The sequence below is a fragment of the Tenacibaculum sp. 190130A14a genome, from assembly GCF_964048965.1.
Lineage (GTDB): Bacteria > Bacteroidota > Bacteroidia > Flavobacteriales > Flavobacteriaceae > Polaribacter > Polaribacter polynesiense.
Genome location: NZ_OZ040189.1, coordinates 906984 through 929854 on the forward strand (window position 1 = coordinate 906984; position 22871 = coordinate 929854).

18 protein-coding genes are annotated in these 22871 nt (G+C 32.3%); 5 read left to right on the top strand and 13 right to left on the bottom strand.

What is annotated here, in order from left to right; genetic code table 11:
- Nucleotides 1-7 precede the first annotated feature (7 nt).
- The 3 genes from ABNT22_RS04400 (at nt 8) to ABNT22_RS04410 (ending at nt 4488) form a co-directional block, all read left to right on the top strand.
- Entirely contained in the window at nt 8-847 is an 840-nt protein-coding gene (locus ABNT22_RS04400; protein ID WP_348714454.1) for a GLPGLI family protein, read from the top strand.
- 65 nt (nt 848-912) lie between these two features.
- The gene (locus tag ABNT22_RS04405) at nt 913-1761 is read left to right on the top strand and encodes a GLPGLI family protein (protein WP_348714457.1); all 849 of its coding nucleotides are present in this window, start codon (nt 913-915) and stop codon (nt 1759-1761) included.
- A gap of 27 nt (nt 1762-1788) precedes the next feature.
- Nucleotides 1789-4488 carry a TonB-dependent receptor gene (locus ABNT22_RS04410; protein WP_348714459.1) on the top strand — a complete coding sequence of 900 codons (2700 nt, stop codon included), beginning with the start codon at nt 1789-1791 and terminating at the stop codon, nt 4486-4488.
- Nucleotides 4489-4569: 81 nt separating this feature from the next.
- Here ABNT22_RS04410 and ABNT22_RS04415 read toward each other — a convergent pair whose 3' ends face one another.
- Entirely contained in the window at nt 4570-9930 is a 5361-nt protein-coding gene (locus ABNT22_RS04415) for a GEVED domain-containing protein (RefSeq protein WP_348714461.1), read from the bottom strand.
- A gap of 238 nt (nt 9931-10168) precedes the next feature.
- Between ABNT22_RS04415 and lipB the strand changes: the two genes are divergently transcribed.
- Nucleotides 10169-10870, top strand: coding sequence for a lipoyl(octanoyl) transferase LipB (lipB, locus tag ABNT22_RS04420; RefSeq protein ID WP_348714464.1), 702 nt, complete (start codon nt 10169-10171; stop codon nt 10868-10870).
- A 61-nt stretch (nt 10871-10931) separates the two neighbouring features.
- Here lipB and ABNT22_RS04425 read toward each other — a convergent pair whose 3' ends face one another.
- The 4 genes from ABNT22_RS04425 to ABNT22_RS04440 form a co-directional block, all read right to left on the bottom strand.
- Nucleotides 10932-11576 carry a YceI family protein gene (locus ABNT22_RS04425; RefSeq protein WP_348714466.1) on the bottom strand — a complete coding sequence of 215 codons (645 nt, stop codon included), beginning with the start codon at nt 11574-11576 and terminating at the stop codon, nt 10932-10934.
- A gap of 86 nt (nt 11577-11662) precedes the next feature.
- Nucleotides 11663-12115, bottom strand: coding sequence for a D-aminoacyl-tRNA deacylase (gene dtd, locus ABNT22_RS04430; RefSeq protein ID WP_348714468.1), 453 nt, complete (start codon nt 12113-12115; stop codon nt 11663-11665).
- 18 nt (nt 12116-12133) lie between these two features.
- On the bottom strand, nt 12134-13075 hold the full coding sequence (gene rsgA / locus ABNT22_RS04435; protein WP_348714469.1) for a ribosome small subunit-dependent GTPase A: 942 nt from the start codon (nt 13073-13075) through the stop codon (nt 12134-12136).
- Between the two features lie 41 nt (nt 13076-13116).
- Nucleotides 13117-13869 carry a DUF5995 family protein gene (locus ABNT22_RS04440; protein ID WP_348714471.1) on the bottom strand — a complete coding sequence of 251 codons (753 nt, stop codon included), beginning with the start codon at nt 13867-13869 and terminating at the stop codon, nt 13117-13119.
- Between the two features lie 93 nt (nt 13870-13962).
- On the opposite strand from ABNT22_RS04440, the gene ABNT22_RS04445 reads away from it, so the two are divergent.
- Nucleotides 13963-14418, top strand: a complete 456-nt coding sequence (locus ABNT22_RS04445; RefSeq protein ID WP_348714474.1) for a hypothetical protein — start codon at nt 13963-13965, stop codon at nt 14416-14418.
- An 85-nt stretch (nt 14419-14503) separates the two neighbouring features.
- On the opposite strand, the gene ABNT22_RS04450 is transcribed toward ABNT22_RS04445, so the two are convergent.
- The 8 genes from ABNT22_RS04450 to ABNT22_RS04485 all read right to left on the bottom strand — a co-directional run bounded on the left by ABNT22_RS04450 (nt 14504) and on the right by ABNT22_RS04485 (nt 22871).
- Nucleotides 14504-15586: a bifunctional 3-deoxy-7-phosphoheptulonate synthase/chorismate mutase type II gene (locus ABNT22_RS04450; RefSeq protein WP_348714477.1), complete on the bottom strand. Its 1083-nt coding sequence runs from the start codon at nt 15584-15586 to the stop codon at nt 14504-14506.
- Between the two features lie 12 nt (nt 15587-15598).
- Complete coding sequence (locus ABNT22_RS04455) at nt 15599-16462, bottom strand: prephenate dehydrogenase (RefSeq protein WP_348714478.1); 864 nt, start codon at nt 16460-16462, stop codon at nt 15599-15601.
- Entirely contained in the window at nt 16462-17604 is a 1143-nt protein-coding gene (locus tag ABNT22_RS04460; protein WP_348714481.1) for a pyridoxal phosphate-dependent aminotransferase, read from the bottom strand. Before ABNT22_RS04460 ends, ABNT22_RS04455 begins: the two co-directional genes overlap by 1 nt.
- Nucleotides 17601-18425 carry a prephenate dehydratase gene (locus ABNT22_RS04465; RefSeq protein ID WP_348714484.1) on the bottom strand — a complete coding sequence of 275 codons (825 nt, stop codon included), beginning with the start codon at nt 18423-18425 and terminating at the stop codon, nt 17601-17603. The genes ABNT22_RS04460 and ABNT22_RS04465 overlap by 4 nt, the downstream gene beginning before the upstream one ends.
- A gap of 244 nt (nt 18426-18669) precedes the next feature.
- Nucleotides 18670-19692, bottom strand: coding sequence for a UDP-glucose--hexose-1-phosphate uridylyltransferase (locus ABNT22_RS04470; RefSeq protein WP_348714486.1), 1023 nt, complete (start codon nt 19690-19692; stop codon nt 18670-18672).
- A 2-nt stretch (nt 19693-19694) separates the two neighbouring features.
- On the bottom strand, nt 19695-20135 hold the full coding sequence (locus ABNT22_RS04475) for a nuclear transport factor 2 family protein (protein ID WP_348714488.1): 441 nt from the start codon (nt 20133-20135) through the stop codon (nt 19695-19697).
- A gap of 3 nt (nt 20136-20138) precedes the next feature.
- The gene (locus ABNT22_RS04480; protein ID WP_348714490.1) at nt 20139-21284 is read right to left on the bottom strand and encodes a galactokinase; all 1146 of its coding nucleotides are present in this window, start codon (nt 21282-21284) and stop codon (nt 20139-20141) included.
- Nucleotides 21285-21287: 3 nt separating this feature from the next.
- The gene (locus ABNT22_RS04485; protein ID WP_348714491.1) at nt 21288-22871 is read right to left on the bottom strand and encodes a solute:sodium symporter family transporter; all 1584 of its coding nucleotides are present in this window, start codon (nt 22869-22871) and stop codon (nt 21288-21290) included.

Sequence of the window (22871 nt, forward strand, 5' to 3'; positions counted from 1 at the left end):
TTATATCATGAAAAGATTAGCAGGATTATTAATATTGATAAGTTCGTTTGCATACGGACAGAGTTTTACAGGACGAGCAACATATAAAACACATAGGAAGATTGATATTAAGATGAACGAAGGAAAGGGGGCTCCTAGTTCGGAAATTCAGAAACAATTACAAGAACAATTAAAAAAACAATTTCAAAAAACCTATACGTTAGCGTTTAACAACTATGAATCTACTTACAAACAAGAAGCCCAATTGTCTGCTCCTCAGCCTACCAATGGAGTGCAAATTCAAATAGTAGGTAGTGGTGGCGGTACAGATGTATTGTATAAAAATGTAAAAGAGAAACGATATGCTAACAAAACTGAAATCAGCGGTAAACGTTTTTTAATCAAGGATAATCTGCCTGATTTAGGTTGGGAAATGACGGGAGAAACAAAAACAATAGGGAAGTATACTTGTTATAAAGCAGAAAGAAGTAGAGAAGAAGAGCGAAGAAGTTTTTCGGTAGATGAAGAAGGAAAAGAAGAGGATAAAACAGAAAAAGTAACTGTAAAAACTGTAGCTTGGTATACTCCAGAAATTCCTGTAAGTAATGGACCTAGTTTACATTGGGGGCTTCCAGGATTAATTTTGGAAATACAGGAAGGAAAGCAAACGATTGTATGTTCCGAAATAGTGATTAATCCGTCAGATAAAATTGAAATAGAAGAACCAAAAAAAGGAAAAAAAGTTACTCAAGAGAAGTACGATAAAATTATGGATGAGAAATCAAAAGAAATGATGGAACGTTTTAAAAATAAAAGAAAAAGTAGAGGAAACGATGGGAATTCTATTAGTATAGAAATTCAAGGATAAATTAAACCATTGGTGTTTTCTTTAGTCTAAGATAAGTTATATATCAACAAAGAAAACACCAAATTATGAAAAAACTACTTTTAGGACTTTTATGTATCGGTTCTTTAACCATATCTGCACAAAAGAATTTTCAAGGAAAAGCAATCTATCAGTCGAAAACTAAAATGAATATGAATTTTGGGAATAGACAACTTTCAGAGGAGCAAAAAAAACGTATTGAGCAACGTATGAAAAGCTTTTCAGAAAGGACATATGTGCTAAATTTTAACGCCAATGAATCATTATACAAAGAAGAAGAAAGATTAGGAAATCCAAATGGAGATAGAGGTGGGAGATTTCAAAGTATGATGAGTAGCTTTTCAAATGGTGTACAGTATAAGAATGTTAAAGAGAAAGAACTTTTAGAAAGTAAAGAGTTCTTTGGTAAGAACTTTTTAATAGAAGAAAAGTTAGACGATTTGAAATGGGAAATGACTGGAGAAACGAAACAGATTGGTCAATATACTTGCTTAAAAGCTACTGTGGTTAAAAAAGTGGAGGATCTTGATTTTAGAAGGTTTAGACCGAGAAGAAATAGAAATAATGAAGAAGGTAAAGAAGAAACTCCTGAAGTGAAAAAAGAAGTGCTTGTTACAGCTTGGTATACACCTCAAATCCCAGTAAGTAACGGACCGGGTGAATACGGCGGTTTACCTGGGTTAATTTTAGAGTTAAATGCGGGAAAAACTACTGTTTTATGTTCCGAGATCGTATTAAACCCGTCTGAAAAACAAGAGATTAAAAAACCTACTAAGGGCAAAAAGGTTACTAGAGAAGAATATGATAAAATTGCTCAAAAGAAAATGGAAGAAATGAGAGAGATGTTTCAACGAAGAAGAGGAGGTAATAGAAGTAGAGGAAGGGGACGTTTTTAATACTTACACGTTTAATTAAACAATACAATGAAAACAAAAATATTTATAGTCATATTTATGGCTGTATGGGGAATTAATGCACAAATTTCGGTAACCGGGATTGTAAAAGACAGTATTGGTTCTCCTTTAGAAATGGCCAATGTAATTGCTATCAATACAGATACAAAAAAGCTTGACTCTTATGGGTTTACAGATGCTAAAGGTAGGTATAAACTTAATTTGAAAAGAAATTCAAGTTATAATGTAAAGGTGAGCTACATTGGTATGAAGACTGCTAGTTTGTCCTTACAAACGAACGAGTCCGATATTAAAAAGGATATAGAGCTTTCTTCTGATGAATCGTTGGATGAAGTAAATATTACTTATAAAATGCCAGTACAAGTTAAGGGAGATACCATTGTCTATGATGCAGACAGTTTTAAAAGTGGAACAGAAAAGAAATTAGGAGACGTTCTAAAAAAGTTACCTGGTGTAGAAGTTAATGATGATGGAGAAATTGAGGTAGAAGGGAAGACAGTGAAAAAAGTTATGGTGGAAGGAAAGGACTTTTTTGACGGAGACTCTAAGCTGGCTACAAAAAATATTCCCGCCAATGCAATAGACAAGGTTGAGGTATTAAAAAATCATAGCGAAGTACAGCAATTAAGTAGAGTTACAGATAACGAAGATAATGTTGTCATTAATTTAAAATTGAAAGAAGGTAAGAAACGTTTTTGGTTTGGAGAAGTCTCAGCAGGAGTTGGTCCTGACGAACGTTATATAACACATCCTAAACTCTTTTATTATAGCCCGAAGTTTAGTTTAAATGTTATTTCTGATTTTAACAATATTGGAGATATTCCATTTACCTGGAGAGATTACTTTAAGTTTACTGGCGGATTTAGAGGTATAGGAGATGGTGGAACTTCTCTTAACTTATCAAATGATTTAGGATTTTTGTTAATGAGAAATAATAGAGCCAAAGCAGTTGATTCTAAGTTTGGAGCTGTTAACTTTAGTTATTCACCGAAGAAAACTTTAGATTTTAGTGGTTTTGGAATTTATTCTGGAATGAAAACTACGATTGAAGAGAATAGTGTTCGAAATTATATAAACCAAGATTTAATTGAGACAACAAATAACAACACTTTTCAGCAAAATGATTTAGGGTTGGTAAAGTTGAGTACGAGCTACAAGCCAAATACCAATAATCAATTAGATTATGATGCATTTATAAAAGTTTCAAAATTGTCTGAGAACCAGAATTTAATTTCTAACAGGTTGGCGAATGGAACAGAGACTTCAGTTCCAATTAATGAGTTAAATCAACAAACGCCTTTTTCTATAAATCAAAACCTGAACTACTATTATACTTTAAATGAGAATCATATTTTTTCTTTTGAAGGACAACATTTATGGCAGGATGAAGATCCGTTTTATAATACACAACTAGATCAGTTATCTGGAGCAATTGTAAATCCACTTTCATTAAGTTTAACAGGGCCATATAACTTAAATCAAAACGAACGAGTTAAAACGAATAAGTTAGATGCTAAGGTTGATTATTTTTATGTGTTAAATTCAAAAAGTAATTTAAACGCAACTTTTGGAACTACTTTAAGTACACAACAATTTAAATCTAGTATTTATGAGATTTTGTCAGATTCATCAAGAAGAGAATTGGATGATCAAACAGCAAAAAATGATGTAGAATATTCCTTTAGTGATTTTTATTCTGGATTGCATTACAAATTTGTTTCTGGAATTTTTACATTTAATCAAGGAGCAACATTGCACACCTATTCAGCCAAGAACACGCAGTTAGGAACTGAAGTTGATAATAGTTTTACAAAATTGTTACCTGATGCATACATTAAAGTAAATCTTAAAAAGTCAGAAACTTTACGATTAAGTTATAGAATGCAGGTAAGTTTTACAGATGTAACCAGATTAGCAGAAGGATTTGTTTTAAACAATTACAATAGTTTGTATTCTGGAAATAGAGATTTAGAAAATGCACTTTCTCATAATTTTAGTTTAAGATACTCTAATTTTAACATGTTTAACTACACCAATATTTTTGGTAGTATTACTTATAACAAAAGAATTGATGGAATAAAAGGAAGTTCTATACAAGACGGTATTGATAGAGTTTCTTCTTCAATTAATTCTGCTTTTCCAGATGAAACCATTGCAGCAAACGGAAGGTTTGAAAAAAGCTTTCGAAAGTTTAAGGTAAGTGTAGGAGGGAATGTGTCTTATTCTAAATCGAATAATATATTTATAAATCCTCAAACTTCAATTGCAGAAAACAGGGTGTCTAAGAGTTTTAATCAATCCTATAGAACTAAATTTAGTACCAATTTTAGAGAAGCACCTAATTTTGATATTGGTTATAATTTCTCTATTAATAATTACGATCAAGGTAATTCTAATAATACATTTACTACGCACAGTCCTTATGTTAATTTTGACGCTTTCTTTTTAAAGAGTTTTGTATTTAACTCGCGTTACACCTATAACAATTATAGAAGCCAAGAAAGAACAATCAATAATTATAGTTTTTGGGATGCTGATATAACTTATCAAAAGAAAGGTAGTTCATGGGAGTATAAAATTGGAATTACGAATATTTTAAATACTACATCTTTAAACCAAGATAATACGGTAGAGAATGTATTTAATAGTACTTCTTCTTATATAGTACAACCGAGATACGCTGTGTTAAGTGTAAAATATAATTTGTAATTAATTGTTTTTGAATATTATTTTTAAAAACAAAAAAGCGAACCAAATTTGGTTCGCTTTTTTTATGTATTTGATTAAATACTATTTTACAAGAACTTTTCTAGTCGTTGTAACACCAGCGTTTTCTATTTGTAATAAATATAGTCCGCTACTAGCATTTAATTCGATCTCTTGAGAGAATAAGCTAGAGTTAGATGACATACTTTGTGTTGATACCAATCTACCTTGGAAATCAAATAATCTAAAGGTTGTCATATCTTTATCTTTAAGTCTAAAGTCTACTGTTACTTTTCCATTTGAAGGAATAGGGTAAACTTTTAAATCATTAAACAATGTTGTAGTAGTAGCAAATCCTTCTTCTACAGTAATTGTATAATCTTCTACCTCTCCATCAAAATCTAACTCACAAGAGCTTGGTGCTCCATCTGTAGCAGATTTAGTAGAAACTCTCATGGTGGTATTACCTAAAGCTGCACTTTCAGGAACTGTAATTGTCAATGTTTCAGCATTACCTGTACCTAAAGTATATGTTTCATCAGCATCGAATAAACAGTTTTGGTTCCAGTCGATCCAAACAGTAGTTCCAATAGTTTTACCGTCATTGTTTAAGTTTACGGTTACATCATGCTGGTCGCTTCTAGCTACAGCAGTAGTTACTGCTGTATAATCAGAATAACCATTTGTTTTGGTAGATGCATTGTCTATAGTGTTAAACTTCACATTTGTAATACTAATCTGAGAATCATTATTACCAGTTGACTTACAAGTGTTATCATTAACACTTAAAACTACGTCGATAGATTTCGTGATTGATGCAGAAGTACCTGTTACTTTGATAGTATAATCACCGTTTGCAACACCACCTAAATTTCCAAGAGTTAACGTAAATGTTCCGTCGACACTAATAGAAGTAGGGCTAAAAGTTGCAGTTGCATTTGTAGGAACGTCAGTAGCTGTAAGCGTTACATTTTCACCAAAGCTATTGAATGTTTTGTAAGCAAATGTATAAGCAAACTCGGTAGTTGCTTGGTTACAAACAGATCCACTTCCAGTTTGGTTTGTTAATGTGAAGTCTTGTGTTAAAGTAATTGTATAATCTTCAACCTCACCATCAAAATCATAATCACAAGAGCTTAAAGCACCTGCACTACTATTTTTAGTAGCAATTCTTAATGTTGTTGAACCTAAAACAGCATCAGCAGGAACAGTAATTTCTAAACCACTGTTACTTGTAGCTCCAGTACTATTTGTAATACTTCCTAAATCATATGATTCATTTGCATCAAACATACAGTTTTGGTTCCAGTCAATCCATGCATACGTGTTAGCAGTGTTGTTGCCATCAGAATTTACTTGAACATCTAAAGCATATTTTTCACCTTGAATTACTTCCGTACTCATTGATTTGTAATCAGAATAACCTGTCGTTTTTGTAGAAGCATTGTCTATTGTATTAAACTTCACATTTGTTACGCTAATTTGAGAATCAATATTTCCTATTGATTTACAAATATTGTCGTTGATGCTTAAGAATAAATCAATCGATTTTGTAATTGATGTTGAAGTACCAGTCAATTTAAGTGTATAATCACCAACAGCAACATTATCTAAGCTACCAACAGTTACAGTAAATGAACCATCAGCATTTAAAGAAGTAGAACTCAAAGCAGTGGTAGCATTTGTAGGTACATCACTCATGGTAAATGTAACGTTCTCGCCAAAGCTATTAATAGTTTTGTAATCTATTGTATATACAAACTCTGTAGTGGCTTGGTTACATAAAGAACCATTTCCAGTTTGGTTTGTAAGTGTGAAATCTTGAGTTAATGTAATTGTATAATCTTCAACTTCTCCATCAAAATTTAATTCACAAGAATTAAGATCACCATCAGTACTATTTTTCGTAGAAATTCTCATTGTTGTAGAACCAAAGGCTGCATCGTTTGGTACAGTAATTTCTAAACCACTTAGGCTTGTTGCAGTATTATCATTAGTAACAGTTCCTAAGTTGTATACTTCGTTAGCATCAAATGTACAGTTCTGATTCCAGTCAATCCAAGCATACGTATTTGCCGTATTATTTCCATCAGAATTAACTTGTACTTCTAAAGCATACTTTTCTCCTTTAATAACCTCTGTATTCATGGCTTTATAATCTGAATATCCAGTGGTTTTAGTCGAAGTATTATTTATGGTGTTGAATTTAACATTTGTAACACTTATTTGAGAATCTGTGTTTCCAGTAGACTTACATAAGCTATTGTTAACATTAAACGCAATATTTACTTCCTTGGTAAGTGAAGGAGAAGTTGCAGTAACCTTTACAGTATAATCTCCAACAGTAGCACTATTTAAATTAGAAAGTGTTAAATCTACAGTTCCATCGCTATTAATAGTTGTTGAAGAGAAAGCTGCAGTTGCTCCTGTAGGAACTCCACTAACAGATAAGTTTACTGTTTCATTAAATCCGTTTAAAGCTTTATAATCTAACTTAAATACTTGTTCATTTACAGCTGTATTACAAATAGATAAATCTCCAGTTGTGTTAGCTAAAGTAAAGTCAGGTGTTGGAGGAGGGTCAATCACTAAAGTATAATCTTCTGTTTCTCCCCATTCCCATTTGTGATCAGCATCACATGGTCCTTCTCCATATCCGTTTGAAGGATCAGCGTACTCAATAATAACACGCATTCTAGTTTCTCCTAAAACAGCATCATTAGGAACTGCAATAGTTAAAGTAGCCGTATCTACATCTGCTGTCTTAACACCTAAGTCATAACGCTCAGTATTTACGTCGAATTTATAATCTTTGTTCCAGTCAATAAAAATATAACAGTGATCTTGGTATCCACCAGTGTTAAAAGTAACACTTGCTAAGTAAGATTGCGATTTAACCACATTTGTTGAAATTGAGGTAAAATCTTGATAGCCGTCTGTAGTATCATTACCAGAATTATTATTTATCGTATTGAAAGTTACATTAGTAATATGTTCTGTTCCTCCAGATTCGTCAGTAAATGTAGATGAACAATATGAAGGTGTTTCTGTAGTAAAGCTGAAGGCACCAGAAAAAGTTCCTTCTCCACAATCGTTTTTAGGTTTTACTCTCCAGTAATATTTCGTTACTCCTAACAAAGATGTAGAAGAAGTAAAAGAGTTTGTTGTCGCAGTTTCTTCAAATACAGTAGTTGCAAATGTATTGTCAGTTGATACTTGTATTACGTATGAAGTAGCATTCGATTCTGCTTGCCATTCAAAAGTAGGAGTAATACTCACATCTGTAGCATCATTTGCTGGTGTTGATAATGTAACTGCAGAAAAACTACTACCAGCTACTTTTAGTAAAGCTTCAGTTTTTTGTGTAACTGATGTCGACGCGGCAGTAAGTTCAATAGTATAGTCTTGCTGAGTAGCTCCATCTAAATTACTAACAGTCATAGTTACATTACCATCTGCATTTATAGTAGTTGGACTGAAAGTAACTGTAGCTCCAGCAGGTGCTCCTGTTGCAGATAAAGTAGCAGTTTCAGCAAATCCGTTTACAAAGTTGAAATTTAAATCGTACGTTACTGTATTACCTCCTGAGTTACAAACTACTTGTTTATTAGTATTGTTTGTAAAAATAAAAGTAGGAGTAGTTGAATTGATAGTGAAGTTTGTAGAGTTTACATTATAGAAAACGTTATCTGCAGCCTCAACTAATATTCTTGCAGTAGTAGTTGCATTGTCAGGGATAACAATATTTTCTGTACCATCATTATCTGTATTTGCTTTTAAAGTAATTGGGAAAGTTAATCCACCATCAACAGATAATTTAATGTTAACTTTCGCACAGTTAATAGGAGCTTGGTCAGAAGTCCCTTTGTTCCAAGTTACTGTTTGCGTTGAACCAGTGTCCCAAGAAACCGCTGAATTTGGTGCGGTTACTGTAAATGCATCAGCATCGGTAACATTAATTTTAACATCGTCTCTAGCAGTATTACCACCACCAGCAAAATTATCACGTACTGTTAATGCAAAATTTAATTCTCTTGCAACAGAAGGTAAAACTTCCCAAGTTGTAGAAGTGTTTCCTGCAATAACTGTTGATAAAGCAGGCATATATCTATCCGGAGTTGTTTTAGAAGGCAATGATCTAAACATTGGACCACCAGTATTTGTTGCTAATGGTGGCATCGTACCAATTTCATTGTCTATTTGTTCCCAATTGTATGTTAAGCTAGCTGTTCCGTCAGCATCAGTAGCAGTACCTCTTAATACAAAAGGAGTTGATTTAGGAATACTGTAATCGCTTCCTGCATTTGCTGTAGGAGCGTTATTACCACTATCTGCAGAAGTAGCACATGAACCAGTTCCAATTACATGGTTCCACATCTGTGCAATACTTACTGCATGGAAGTGATCGTCACTATTTGCTTGTACATTTGGAGCACAAATACCTGCATACCCCATAATTGTAGAAGCACTTCCAGGCTCAACAGCAGTAGCATCTGTACGATTACAACTGTTATTTTGAGTATGGGTAGCACCAAATTGGTGTCCGATTTCATGCGAAACATAATCAATATCATATGGATCATTAATTGGTTGGTCTCTACCAGTTACACCACGTGCTTTTTGTCCTGTAACACAAACAACACCTAATCCAGCTAATCCACTTCCTTTAGTACTAAATATGTGTCCGATATCGTAATTGTCATTTCCAATTTCTCTATCAATAATTACCTGTACTTCATTAATCATAGTACCAGCAGCACCATCAACATCCGTAATACCATCAGTTGTAGTATCTAAGAAAACAATTTTGTCGTTATCTCCAACAAGCTCCATTCTTACACCTAAATCTTTCTCATAAACTCCGTTTATTCTTGTTAAAGATGTATTCATTGCAGATAAAACTGCTGCTTTCTTTTCATTGTCAGTAGTTGGAGCAGGAGTAGTTCTGTTAATGTGAAAATCTGAATATTCAGCACTACAAGCAATTGCAATTCTGTATGTTCTTAATTTACCGTCGTTAGCATTTCTAAAGCTATGAGAAGATTCTTGTTTAACTGCTTTTTTAGCAGAATCTTCAACTTGACATTCAAAATCAGTTTTGTTAGGGTTTAAATCACTCCTCTTATAAACAATATATTCTTTCTTGTTTTTAGTATAAGGATCGATATAGATAGTACTTTCTGTAGCAGAGAAAATCATAGTATGAAGACCATCTGTTCCAAAACTAATTTTAGCAGTAGAAGATGGATCATCAATTCCTTGTGCAGAATATGATTTAATCATTGGGAATTTTCTTGCCAGTTCTGGGGCAAAATTTGGAGTTTCTTTTACAGAATACTTTTTCAATTCCCCTTTAGAATTTGGTAATTGTATAATATAACTACCTTTACTATGACTCGATGATTTAGCTAAATGATTTTTAAAAGCATCTAGTTCTAAAGTCATTATAGAATACTTATTGGGGAAGTTTTTTTTGTAAAGAACATCCTTGTTTTGGACAAAATCGTTTTTCGCGTCTTGTTTTTTCCAAAAACTTTGAGAAAAACTACTAAATGTACACGAAAATACAAATAGAATTAAAAGTGTAAATTTTTTAATCATGTTTAGAATTTTGATTAGTATAGGGTAAACAGTTAAAAGCTATTTTTCCCTACCTTTGGGGCTTATAATAGTGGATAAATTTATGAATAAAAAAATAAGAATCAGTGATCTAGGACAAAAAGATTATAAAGAAACCTGGGATTATCAAACTGATTTGTTAGATAATATCATTCAATTAAAGAAAGAAAGAAGAAATGGGAATGGTGAAATTGTTACACCAAACCATTTTTTATTTGTTGAGCATCCGCATGTGTATACCCTTGGAAAATCGGGTGATATGGAGAATTTACTGTTAAACGAAAAACAGTTAGAGGAAAAAGGAGCTACCTTTTATAAAATTAATAGAGGAGGGGATATTACTTATCATGGCCCAGGGCAAATTGTTGGATATCCAATTTTAGACTTGGAAAATTTTTTCACCGATATTCATAAATATTTAAGATTGTTGGAAGAAGCAATTATTCTAACGATTGGAGAATATGGTTTAAAAGGAGAGCGCAGTGAAGGAGAAACCGGTGTATGGTTGGATGTAGGTACACCATTTGCTCGTAAAATTTGCGCAATGGGGATTAGAGCTAGTCGTTGGGTTACAATGCATGGGTTTGCTTTAAATGTAAATGTTAATTTAGGATATTTTGATAATATTATTCCTTGTGGAATTCGAGGGAAAGCTGTTACTTCGATGCATGCCGAACTAGGAAAAGAAATAAATGAAGAGGAGGTTAAAGGAAAAATATTGCATCATTTTAAAGAATTGTTCGCAGTTGAAGAATTTGTAGATTAGATACAAAAAAAGAGGGTTCAAACTTGAACCCTCTTTTTTTATAATTGGATAATTTTTAAAATTACTTCTTAGCTTTAATTTCAAAAGACATTTCCATTAAGTCATTGATAAATTTATCTTTTAATGCAGCATCAATCTTTTTTGATTTGTAAGTTACACCAAATTCAGTTCTATCAATACTAAAAGTATCACTCTTTAAAGTAGCTTCTTCACCATTCTCTGTAATTGTTACAGGGAAAGTAATACTTTTAGTTACATCTCTTACAGTAAGATTTCCTGTTAAATGTAATTTACCATCTTTTTCTTCAGTACTAGCTACCACAAATTTCGCAGTTGGGAACTTAGCAACATCAAAGAAGTCAGCAGATTTTAAGTGTCCTTCTAAATCTTCTTTACCTTTACCAGCTTCTAAATCTGTACAAGAAATAGAGTTCATATCAATAGTAAACTCACCCGCTTTTAAAGTTCCATTTTCAATATCGAAAACACCGCTTTGTAAAGAAACTACTCCATTATGAGATCCAGTTGGCTTATTTCCTTTCCAAGCTACAGCTGATTCGCTTACGTTTGCTTTATATGAGTTGATAACGTTTTCTACTTTTTTAACTTCTTTTACTTCTTCTCCAGTTTCTGCCTTATTTTTTTCAGTCTTACAAGAAACCGCAGTTAATGCTAAGAAAGCGATTGCTAAAATTGATTGTTTCATTTTTTCAGTTTTTAATAATTATTTGGAACAAATATAAATAAAATTATTTTCCTTGGAAGTTATTTTAAACAAACCTTAACGATTTCTTATACTTTATCTTTAGAATCTATAAGAATGGTAACAGGCCCGTCGTTCAACAATTCAACTTTCATATCGGCACCAAATCTACCTGTTTGAACTTTTTTACCAAGTTCGTTTTCAATATGTGTGATAAAACTTTCATACAAAGGAATCGCTATGTCTGGTTTAGCCGCTTTAATATAACTTGGTCTGTTCCCTTTTTTTGTAGAGGCTTGTAAGGTAAATTGACTCACCACAATAATATCACCGTCTATATCTTTTACAGAGGTGTTCATTACACCATTAGTATCATTGAATATTCGAAGATTTACAATTTTTTTGGTTAACCATTGTATATCTTCTTGTGTGTCTTCGTTTATAATTCCAACTAAAACTAAGAGTCCGTTATTAATATTAGCAACTTTTTCCCCTTCAATAGTTACACTGGCTTGTGAAACTCGTTGAATAACTGTTTTCATTTATGTTAATTTATGATGCTATTCCCAGATATCTGTTCTGTAATGTTCTTCTTCTCCTTCCATTATTTGAAGATAGCTTTTGTAGCGAGACCATGAAATTTCTTCTGTTTCTAAGGCTTCTTTTACTGCACAACTTGGTTCATTTACATGAATACAGTTGTTAAATTTACAGTGTTGTTTTAATGCAAAAAATTCTGGAAAATAATCTCCTAACTCATCTTTGTCCATATCTACTACTCCAAAACCTTTTATACCTGGAGTATCTATGATTTGTGCATCAAAGCTTAAATCAAACATTTCAGCAAAAGTAGTTGTATGCTGGCCTTGCTTATGTTGTTCAGAAATTTCTTTGGTTTTTAAATTAAGAGAGGGTTCAATAGTATTTAAAAGAGTTGTTTTTCCTACACCTGAATGTCCTGAAAACATACTTACTTTGTCTGTCATTAAGTCCTTAATTTTATCTACATTGATATTTTCGGTAGCAGAAACTTCGATACAGTCATACCCAATGGCTTCGTAAATATCTTTTAAATACAAAATTTCCGCTTTTTGTTCAATCTCGTAAGCATCTATTTTGTTAAAAACTAAAACGGTTTTAATAGAATAAGCCTCTGCTGTTACAAGAAAACGATCAATAAACGTTGTAAAAGTTGGAGGATTGTCAATTGTTATTAATAAAAAAACTTGATCAATATTAGCAGCAATAATATGGGTTTGTTTAGACAGATTAACCGATTTACGTACAATGTAATTATTGCGTTCGTGAATTTTATTAATTACTCCTGTTTCTTCATTGTTATTTGTTTCTAAAGAAAAATCTACAATATCTCCAACGGCTATGGGATTGGTACTTTTAATCCCTTTTATTCTAAATTTTCCTTTAATCCTACACTTGTATAAGGTGTTTTCAGATTTCACCCAATACCAACTTCCTGTAGATTTATAAACCGTTCCTGTCATATAGCAAAGATGAGAATAAAAATTGAATGTTTTAACCTGATTTATGCAGTTAGATCTTTAATTTTTTGGGTAATACTGCCTTTTTCAGAAACTCTAATAATCATAAAAATTACTTGAGGAATAAATCCTGGAGATATAATAATGTTTGCTTTGTTGGCAACTTTTTGATCTCTGTTAAGTATTGCTTGATTTTTATTTTCGTCTGGAGTATTAGCTAGTTCTACAGCAAATTTCCAGGCACCCTCTCTTGCTAATTCCATACTAAAATCAACCAAAAAGTTATCAACCTTTCTTGACCATTTTAAAATTTTTCTCAGAAAGGGCCATATCTGTGCTAAATTATCTTCTACTTCAGTAACTAAGGAAGAGAGTATCTCATTTATTTTATCAAAGTCATTTTTTAAATGATTGATATTTTGATTTTTTGAAACTTCAGCAGCAGCAATTCCTAAATCTAAATTGATATGTGCGTTCATACCAACGAGTAAATGTTGAAGAACGATGTACCAATAGTTGGTAGAAATACCGAATGCTTTTTCCCAGGAAGAAGAAATAGTTTTGTTTTGTTTATAATGATAATAGGCATCAATATATCTTTTAGCAAAAATGATATCTAGTTTTTCCATTCTTTTACCATCATCAAAAAAGTTGTTTTGAATACCTTCCTTTACTTTTATAGTTACTTTTTGATATAGTGCTGCAAAGTAACCTAGCGGACTTTCGGTGAGCATAGATTCTTCAATAATGTCTTGTAGTATTTCTATGACATCATCAATAGTGTGAATTGGCTTCATAAATGGTTAGTTTGGTTGGAAAGTAGAAAAGTACAATTTTTTTGTAAAGATAAAACAAGTATATTCGCAACTAATTTTTAAAATTTTAATACTATGAAAAGAATATTATTTATTCTTATTGCTATGGTAGCAATGTCTGTTAGTGCTCAACAATATGAGTACAAGGTTATTACAAGTGTAGAGTCAATCATTCCAAGTGGTTTAGGTAGATCGCGATTAATTTCTAGTAACGAAGATAGAGATTATAAGAAATTTACTTCTACACGTTCAGATGACAAGAAAAAAGACAAAAGAAACAAATCTGATCGTTCTGAAATCAGAGTTAAAAACTTTGACGAAACTAAATTGTTAAACTTCTTTAACCTTGGAGGTATTCGTTTTCAAAATATCGTAGCTAATGATGCTGTGATTACTTCAAAAATTAATGACATGGTAGCAAACGGATGGGATCTTGCGTTTGTAAACAGTGGAGTTGAAAGTTACGGAGGTAAAGGTGATAAAAATGGAATTTTTATTACTCGTTTTATTTTCAAAAGATTGAAGCAATAAGTTTATTTGAATATAAAGTTAAAGGACGTTTAAGAAATACTTAAACGTCCTTTTTTTTTGGTAAGAATGTAAGGTTTAATATTTATTATTCGTTAATAATTTTTTCTTGGTGATTGATACTCTCTTGGTGAATAGCTTTAAACATTCTTAGAACAAACTCTTCGCTTAAGCCTCTTTCATCTCCTTCTAGAATCATTTTTCCTAGAATTTCATTCCAACGTCTAGTTTGTAAGATAGCTACGTTTTTCTCTTTTTTCAGCTGCCCAATGTTATCGGCAATCTTCATTCGCTTACCTAATAAATCTATTAATTGATGATCTACAACATCTATTTGAGTACGTAAAGTATTTAAAGCATTTCTATATGCTGCTTCAGTGTCTGTTTCTTTACGAACTTTTAAGTCGACCATCATTTGAATCAATGTTTTTGGTGTGATTTGTTGTTTTGCATCACTCCAAGCATTGTCTGGATCGTAGTGAGTTTCTACCATTAATCCATCAAAGTTTAAGTCAAGAGCTGTTTGACAAATATCAAAGATAATATCTCGTCGTCCTGCAATATGTGATGGATCACAAATTAATGGTAAATCAGGAAAACGATTTTGTAATTCAATAGGAATTTGCCATTCAGGGTTGTTTCTATATCTTGTTTTTTCATAGGTTGAGAAACCTCTGTGAATAACTCCTAACTTCTTAATGTTTGCAGTATATAAACGTTCAATAGCTCCTAACCATAAAGGTAAATCTGGGTTTACTGGATTTTTTACCAATACAATTTTATCAGTTCCATTTAAAGCATCGGCAATCTCTTGAATGATAAATGGGCTAACCGTTGTTCTAGCTCCGATCCATAAAATATCAATGTCATGCTCTAAAGCTAATTTTACATGATCTTTATTCGCTACTTCTGTTGCCGTTAACATACCTGTTTCTTGCTTGGCGCGTTGTAACCATTTTAATCCTAAAGCACCAACTCCTTCAAAATTCCCTGGTCTGGTACGTGGTTTCCAGATACCAGCTCTAAGTACCGTTGCATCCGTATCTTTTAATTCGTGTGCTATTTTTAATACTTGTTCTTCAGTTTCTGCACTGCAAGGTCCTGCAATTACTAGTGGATGATTTAGTTTGAAATCATCTAACCATGTTCTTAATTCTTTTTTATTCTCCATTTTGATATTCCTTTAGCGAAGTTCGACTTCTTTAATTCCGTTTAATATTTGTTTTATATGATTTGTGTTTTCCATTTCAGCATAAATAGCCGAAAATTTGTCTTGTTCTAATAGTGTTTTAAAGTATTGTAGGTTTTGAATATATTCTTCTAATGTTTCTATTACATTGTTTTTGTTTTGTTCAAAAATAGGAGCCCACATAGCTGGTGAACTTTTTGCTAGACGTACGGTAGAGGCAAAACCACTTCCTGCCATGTCGAAAATATCACGTTCGTTTTTCTCCTTTTCGATGACTGTTTTTCCTAGCATAAAAGAACTTATATGTGATAAATGCGAAACATATGCAATGTGTTTATCATGAGATTTTGGATCCATATAACGAATGCGCATTCCTAGTTTAGAAAAAATAGCCAAGGCTTTTTCTTGTAGCTTAAAAGCTGTTTTTTCTACTTCACAAATAATATTTGTTTTTCCGTTAAATAAATTATGAAGTGCAGCAGAAGGTCCAGAAAACTCTGTTCCCGCAATAGGATGTGTTGCTAAAAAATTTCTTCTGTTTGGATGCTCTTTAATAATATCACAAATCTGTTCTTTCGTAGATCCAACATCTATAACTAAACAGTTATCTGATATTTCATCTAAAACTTTTGGTATGACTGTTAATGAAACATCTACAGGGATTGAAACAATTACAATATCAGCATTATTCAAATCAGAAAAAATAGCTTTTTCTTGAATGATTTCCGCTTCAATAGCTTCCTTAATGTGGTCTTCATTAATATCTATACCATATACAGTAGTGCCTTTATATTCTCGTTGAATATCTAAAGCCATACTCCCTCCAATTAATCCTAATCCAATTATAAATACATTCATTACACTCTACTAATTGCTTCTTTAATTTTTTCTTCAGATACACATAGTGAAAAACGAATATATCCTTCTCCTTGCGTTCCAAAAACGGTTCCTGGTGCTACAAAAAGATGTTTGTTGTATAATAAGTCGTTAATCATTTCTTCTGATTTTTTTTCATTTTGAAGTTTTGCCCAAACAAACATTCCTGAGGTATTTCTGTCGAAACTACATTCTAACCTTTCAGCTAGTTCAAAAACTAGTTGTTGACGTGCTTCGTAAATTTTGTTTTGAGTTTCAAACCAGTCATTTTCTAATTCTAACGCTTTTATGGCTCCTTTTTGAATTCCGTAAAACATTCCAGAATCCATTTGCGTTTTTACCTTGAGTACTTCATTTAAAAATGTTGGATTTCCAATGAGTTTACCAACTCTCCAACCCGCCATGTTAAATGACTTACTCAATGAGTTTAATTCTAAAGCAATGTCTTTAGCACCATCTACCTGTAAAATACTTTTAGGTTCATTGTTGAGGATAAAACTATATGGATTATCATTTACAATAATAATTTTATGTTTTTTACCAAAAGCTATTAATTGCTCATAGGTATCTTTTAAAGCTTTTGTACCAGTAGGCATATGTGGATAGTTTACCCACATTAATTTCACTTTACTTAAATCTCGTTGTGCTAATTCTTCAAAATTGGGTTGCCATTGATTTAATGCATCTAACTCATAGTATACCGATTTGGCTCCAATTAAATTGGTTACCGAACTATAGGTTGGATATCCAGGATTTGGAATTAATACTTCATCTCCTTCATTTAACAAGGCTAAAGAAATATGCATAATTCCTTCTTTACTTCCCATGAGAGGAAGTACTTCGTTTTCTGGATTTATCGAAACCTGATATTTTTCTTGGTAGAATTTAGATACAGCGTTTCTAAATTCAGGTAGTCCTTGGTAGCTTTGGTATTTGTGTGCTCCTTCTTCAAATAAACTATCTTGTATTGCCTTAATAACGGGTTGTGGAGGTTGTAAATCTGGACTTCCAATCCCTAAATTAATAATAGGTTTCCCTTCTGAAATTAATTGACGTACTTCTTTTAGTTTCTTTGAAAAATAGTACTCCTGTACTGTATTTAAACGGTTAGCAAACTGTATCATATTCTTCCGTTTTTGTATTCACCTAATACTTTAAAATCTTCTGCCATAATTTCAATAATAGATTTTGCTTTGGCATAATCTTCATATTTATTAAAAGTTACATCAACGAAAAAAGCGTACTTCCAAGGAGTTTCGATTTTCGGTAATGATTGAATTTTAGTGAGATTTAACTTACAATCGCTCATCATATTTAAAATTGCAGCTAAGCTTCCTCTTTTATGATCTAATTCAAATTTTAAAGAAGCTTTGTTAATCTCACTTTTTCCGTTTTTTGGAGGTTGTGTTTGTAAAATAACAAAGCGAGTAGCATTGTTTTTAATCGTTTGAATCTCGTCTTCAATTACTTCAAGATTAAAGATGTCTGCAGCCATTTTTGGTGCGATAGCTGCTACTCCTTTTAGATTGTTTTTGGCAATTCTCTCAGCAACAGCAGAGGTATCAACATCTTCAACTAATTTAATATGCTTGTGTTGTTTGAAAAACTCTTTACATTGTAACAATGCCATTGGGTGCGAACAAACTTCTTTTAAGTCTTCTATGGTTTGATTTGGTAATGCCATTAAGTGATGGTGAATAGGCAAATAATACTCTCCTGAAATATGAAGGTTGTTTTTGTCTATTAATGCATAATTCGGAATTATAGAACCGGCGATCGTATTTTCTATGGCCATAATTCCTTGTTCACTTTTATCTGAAAGTAAACTATCAACCAAACTATCAAAAGACAAGCATTCATCTATTTGAATGTTGCTGTCATAGTAGTTGTTTGCCACAATATGGTGGTTGCTTCCTTGTATTCCTTGAATGGCTATTTTTTTCATTTTGGCGTAAAAAAAAAGCCTCGATACTATCGAGACTTTATATTGTTTATATTTTTTATGCTATTTAAAAATATGGTATAAAGTCTCTCCTCTTACTAAAATAGTAAAAGTAAAAATAGAAACCTTGCCATACATTTTGTAACATAACTTATCTTCTTGTTTTTGTACGGAACAAATCTTAGAAATAATTTTTATTAAACCAAATTTTTATTCAAAAAAATAAAACTTCTTTTTAAAAGTAACATTAATTGATAAAACTTCGTAGTTGATTTGCAGCAATTTCTGCCGTGATATCCCGTTGTGGCATACCAAACATTTCATAGCCCACCATAAATTTTTTTACCGTTGCACTTCTTAATAATGGAGGGTAAAAACTCATGTGCCAGTGCCAATGTTCATTGTTTTTATCATTCACTGGAGCTTGATGAATACCGCTAGAGTAGGGGAATGAACAGTTAAAAATACAATCGTATGCTTTGGTTACTTTTGAAATAGTTTCTGCAAAAGATTGAGATTCCAATTCGTTAAGCTCAGAGATATTTTGCTGTCTTTTTTTTGGAATTATAATTGTTTCGTATGGCCATACTGCCCAAAAAGGAACTAGTGCAACGAAATGTTTATTTTCAAATAGGATACGTTCTTTTTTTAAAATTTCTTGTTGTACATAATCTTCCAATAAGGAGTTTTTATGTGAGAAAAAATACTCTTTTTGCTGTAAATCTTTCTTTAAAACTTCGTTTGGAATGCTAGATTGTGCCCAAATTTGTCCATGTGGATGGGGGTTGCTACAGCCCATTACCGCTCCCTTGTTTTCAAATATTTGAATGTAATTGATAAAATCATTTTGAGCTAATTCAGAGAACTCATGACACCATGTATGAACTACTTTAGTGATTTCTGAAATAGACATATCAGCTAAAGTTTTGGAATGATCTGCACTAAAACAAATCACCTTACAAATACCTTTTTCTGAGGTTGCTTTTAACAATCCTTCCTCAAAGGTAAAATCGGGACTGTTGTTTTGCAATGCAGCAAAATCATTTGTAAAGACAAAGGTGTCTTTATAATTTGGATTATTTTCTCCATTAGCTCTACTGTTTCCTGCACATAAATAGCAGTTTTCATCATAGCGATGTTTTTTTTTAACGACAACTGTTTCTTCTTGTCCTTGCCAGGGCCTTTTGGCTCTATGTGGTGATACTAGTACCCACTCTCCTGTGAGTATATTGTATCTTTTATGTGAATAATTACTAAGGTTAGTATTCATAGTTAACAAGAGGTATCAGCAATAATTTTCCATGTACCTTTAATTTTTTTAAAGATGATCATAAATACACCATTAGCATTTCCAACAGAACGGGTTAAATGATATTCTCCCATGACAAAATAGGCTCCTTCATTTATTTTGCTAATGTCATTAATTTTAAAGTTTAGGGTTCCGCTATGTTCTTTTGTTGGGTACCCTTTTTTATAATTGGCTAAAGTTTTATTCCAACCATATGTAATACCACTACTTCCGTAAAATTTTAAAGAGTCACTTTTCCAATATCCTTCCATAAAACCTTCCAAATCATGATTAGACCAAGCTTTTTCTTGTGCTTTCATAATAGCTAGAATTTCTTTTTTGTCGATTTCTTCAGATGATTGACTGATTGATTGTTGACATGAAAAGAAAAGTAAAACAGTTGCTATAAAAATGAATGTTCTCATATGTTATATAATTTGCGTTCCGTTGGCTGTTGTAACCTCATAAACAGAACATTGTTTGTTGAATTTTAATTTGTATTGTTGTTGAATAGTTTTTATAAAATCGTTTTTCTCCGAAGATCTTATAAGGTTGAGTGTACAACCTCCAAAACCACCACCCATCATTCTAGCTCCTATAACAGCTGAAGATTCTTTGGTTTTTTCAACTAAGAAATCTAGCTCTTTACAACTGACCTGGTATTGGTTAGATAGCCCTTGGTGTGTTTCATATAACAAATTCCCTAGTGTTTGAATGTCACCTGTTTCTAAAGCTTCGCTAGCTAATAGAACACGTTGGTTTTCTTCAATAACATATTGTGCTTTTTTGTAGTCTCCTGGAGAAACGTATTCTTTTATATTTTCTAATTGTTTCCAAGAAACTTCCCTTAAAGAGTTTACTTTGAGTAAAGAAGCAATATGTTCACAGGTGGAGCGTCTTTCGTTATAGGCACTTTCAGCTAGAGAATGTTTTACATTTGAATTGATAAGTACGATTTCTACATCGCTTAATTGAATTGGGAATTCTTTATAATTTAAATTTACGCAATCCAATAGAAGTGCTTTGTTTTCTTTACCAAACATGGAAGCAAATTGATCCATGATTCCGCATTGTACCCCAACAAAATTATGCTCCGCTTTTTGAGAAATATATATCATTTCTTTTTTGGTAAAGTTTAAATTAAACAATTCATTTAAACCAAAAGTAATAGCATTTTCTAGTGCTGCTGAAGAAGATAATCCTGCTCCACTTGGAATATCTCCACTAAAAATAATATTGAAATTGGAAAGCTGTTTGCCTGTTTTTTGGATTTCACCAACTACTCCTAAAACATAATTTTTCCAACTGCTTTCAAGTGTGGGAGAAACATTGTCTAATTGAATTTGAAAGCTTTCTCCAGCATCTAAGGCATAAACTGTTGATACATAATCGTTGGTTTTGGAAATAGCAGCATAGATTCCTTTGCTAATAGCAGCAGGAAACACAAAACCTTGATTGTAATCGGTATGTTCTCCGATTAAATTAATACGTCCAGGAGAGAATATTAATAATGGCTCATTTTTAAAATCAGCGATGAATTTATTCTTGATATGTTCCTTAATTGTTAGGTTCATTATTTATGAGAAATAGATGTATGAAAAAATTACGATGACACAAATAATAACTCCGGTTATTGTAACATATTTCCAAGGGGTAATGTTTACCTGTTTGGTGTAAGGTAAAGCAAATGCTTCTTTTCTTGGGTGTAACTTTCCTATTATTAACATAATCAAAGCGTTTAATACAAATAAAATAGCCATTACATGTAAGAAATGCGGATAGTTTTCTTCTCCAAAAACCAAAGGTTTTAAGATAAACTGACTAATAATATATAGTATAGATCCTGATATGATTCCGATTTTAGCAGCAATTGCAGGAACGTACTTGGTAAAATATCCAACAATAATAATGGTTAAAATTGGAATAGAATAAATTCCGTTAGCTTCTTGTAAATAGCTGAAAATACTACCTGCATACATTAGTAAAGGAGCGACAAACATGGCAAGTATCGCTAAGAATACTCCAAAGGTTTTACCTGCTTTTACCACTTGTTGTTCGCTTGCTTCTTTATTAAAATGTGATTTGTAAATGTCTAAACCAAATAAAGTAACTGAAGAGTTTAAAGCTGAATTAAAAGAAGATAATATGGCTCCAAATAACACAGCGGCAAAGAAACCTACAAGTTCTACTGGTAGTACTTTCTTCACCAATTCTGGATAGGCTTCATCTGGATTTTCCAAAGAGGTTCCAAAAAGATAGAAAGCAATAATTCCAGGTAATACCACAATTAGAGGACCTAATATTTTAATAAAGGCGGCATAAATCAATCCTTTTTGCCCTTCTTCTAGGTTTTTGGCTCCCAAAGCTCTTTGAATGATTGCTTGATTGGTTCCCCAATAAAACAACTGTACCAACATCATTCCTGTAAAAATAGTCCCGAACGGAATGGAAGACTGACTATCTCCAATAACATTGAATTTTTCAGGAGCTTTTTCCATTAAAGTAGAAATTCCTGTGGTTAAACTTCCATCACCAACCAATAATAATCCGAAAATAGGAATTAATAATCCACCTATTAATAAACCAATGGCATTAATAGTGTCAGAAATAGCGACAGCTTTTAATCCACCAAAAATTGCATAAATCGATCCAATAATTCCAATTCCCCAAACGGTAATCCATAGTGCAGTTGTTTTACTAACTCCTAATATAGTAGGGATATTAAACATACTGTTGAGAGCCAAAGCCCCTGTGTATAACACAATTGGTAACAATACAATTACGTAACCCGATAGGAATAAACCAGAAGTAATAGTTTTGGTCATTTTATCATATCTAGTTTCTAAAAATTGAGGCACGGTAGTAATTCCTTCTTTTAAATATTTGGGTAACAATACAACTGCTGTAACCACCATAGCAATAGCAGCTAAGGTTTCCCAAGCCATTACTAAGATTCCTTCTTTAAAAGCGGCTCCATTTAATCCGACAATTTGCTCTGTAGATAAATTGGTAAGGAGTAAAGAACCTGCAATAACCCATCCTGTTAAACTACGTCCTCCTAAGAAGTAACCATCAGAGGTTTTTTCATTGGTGTTTTTGCTTTTTACATAGGAAATAATGGCAACGAGTAGGGTAAAAGCTAAAAATGTAATAAACTGCAT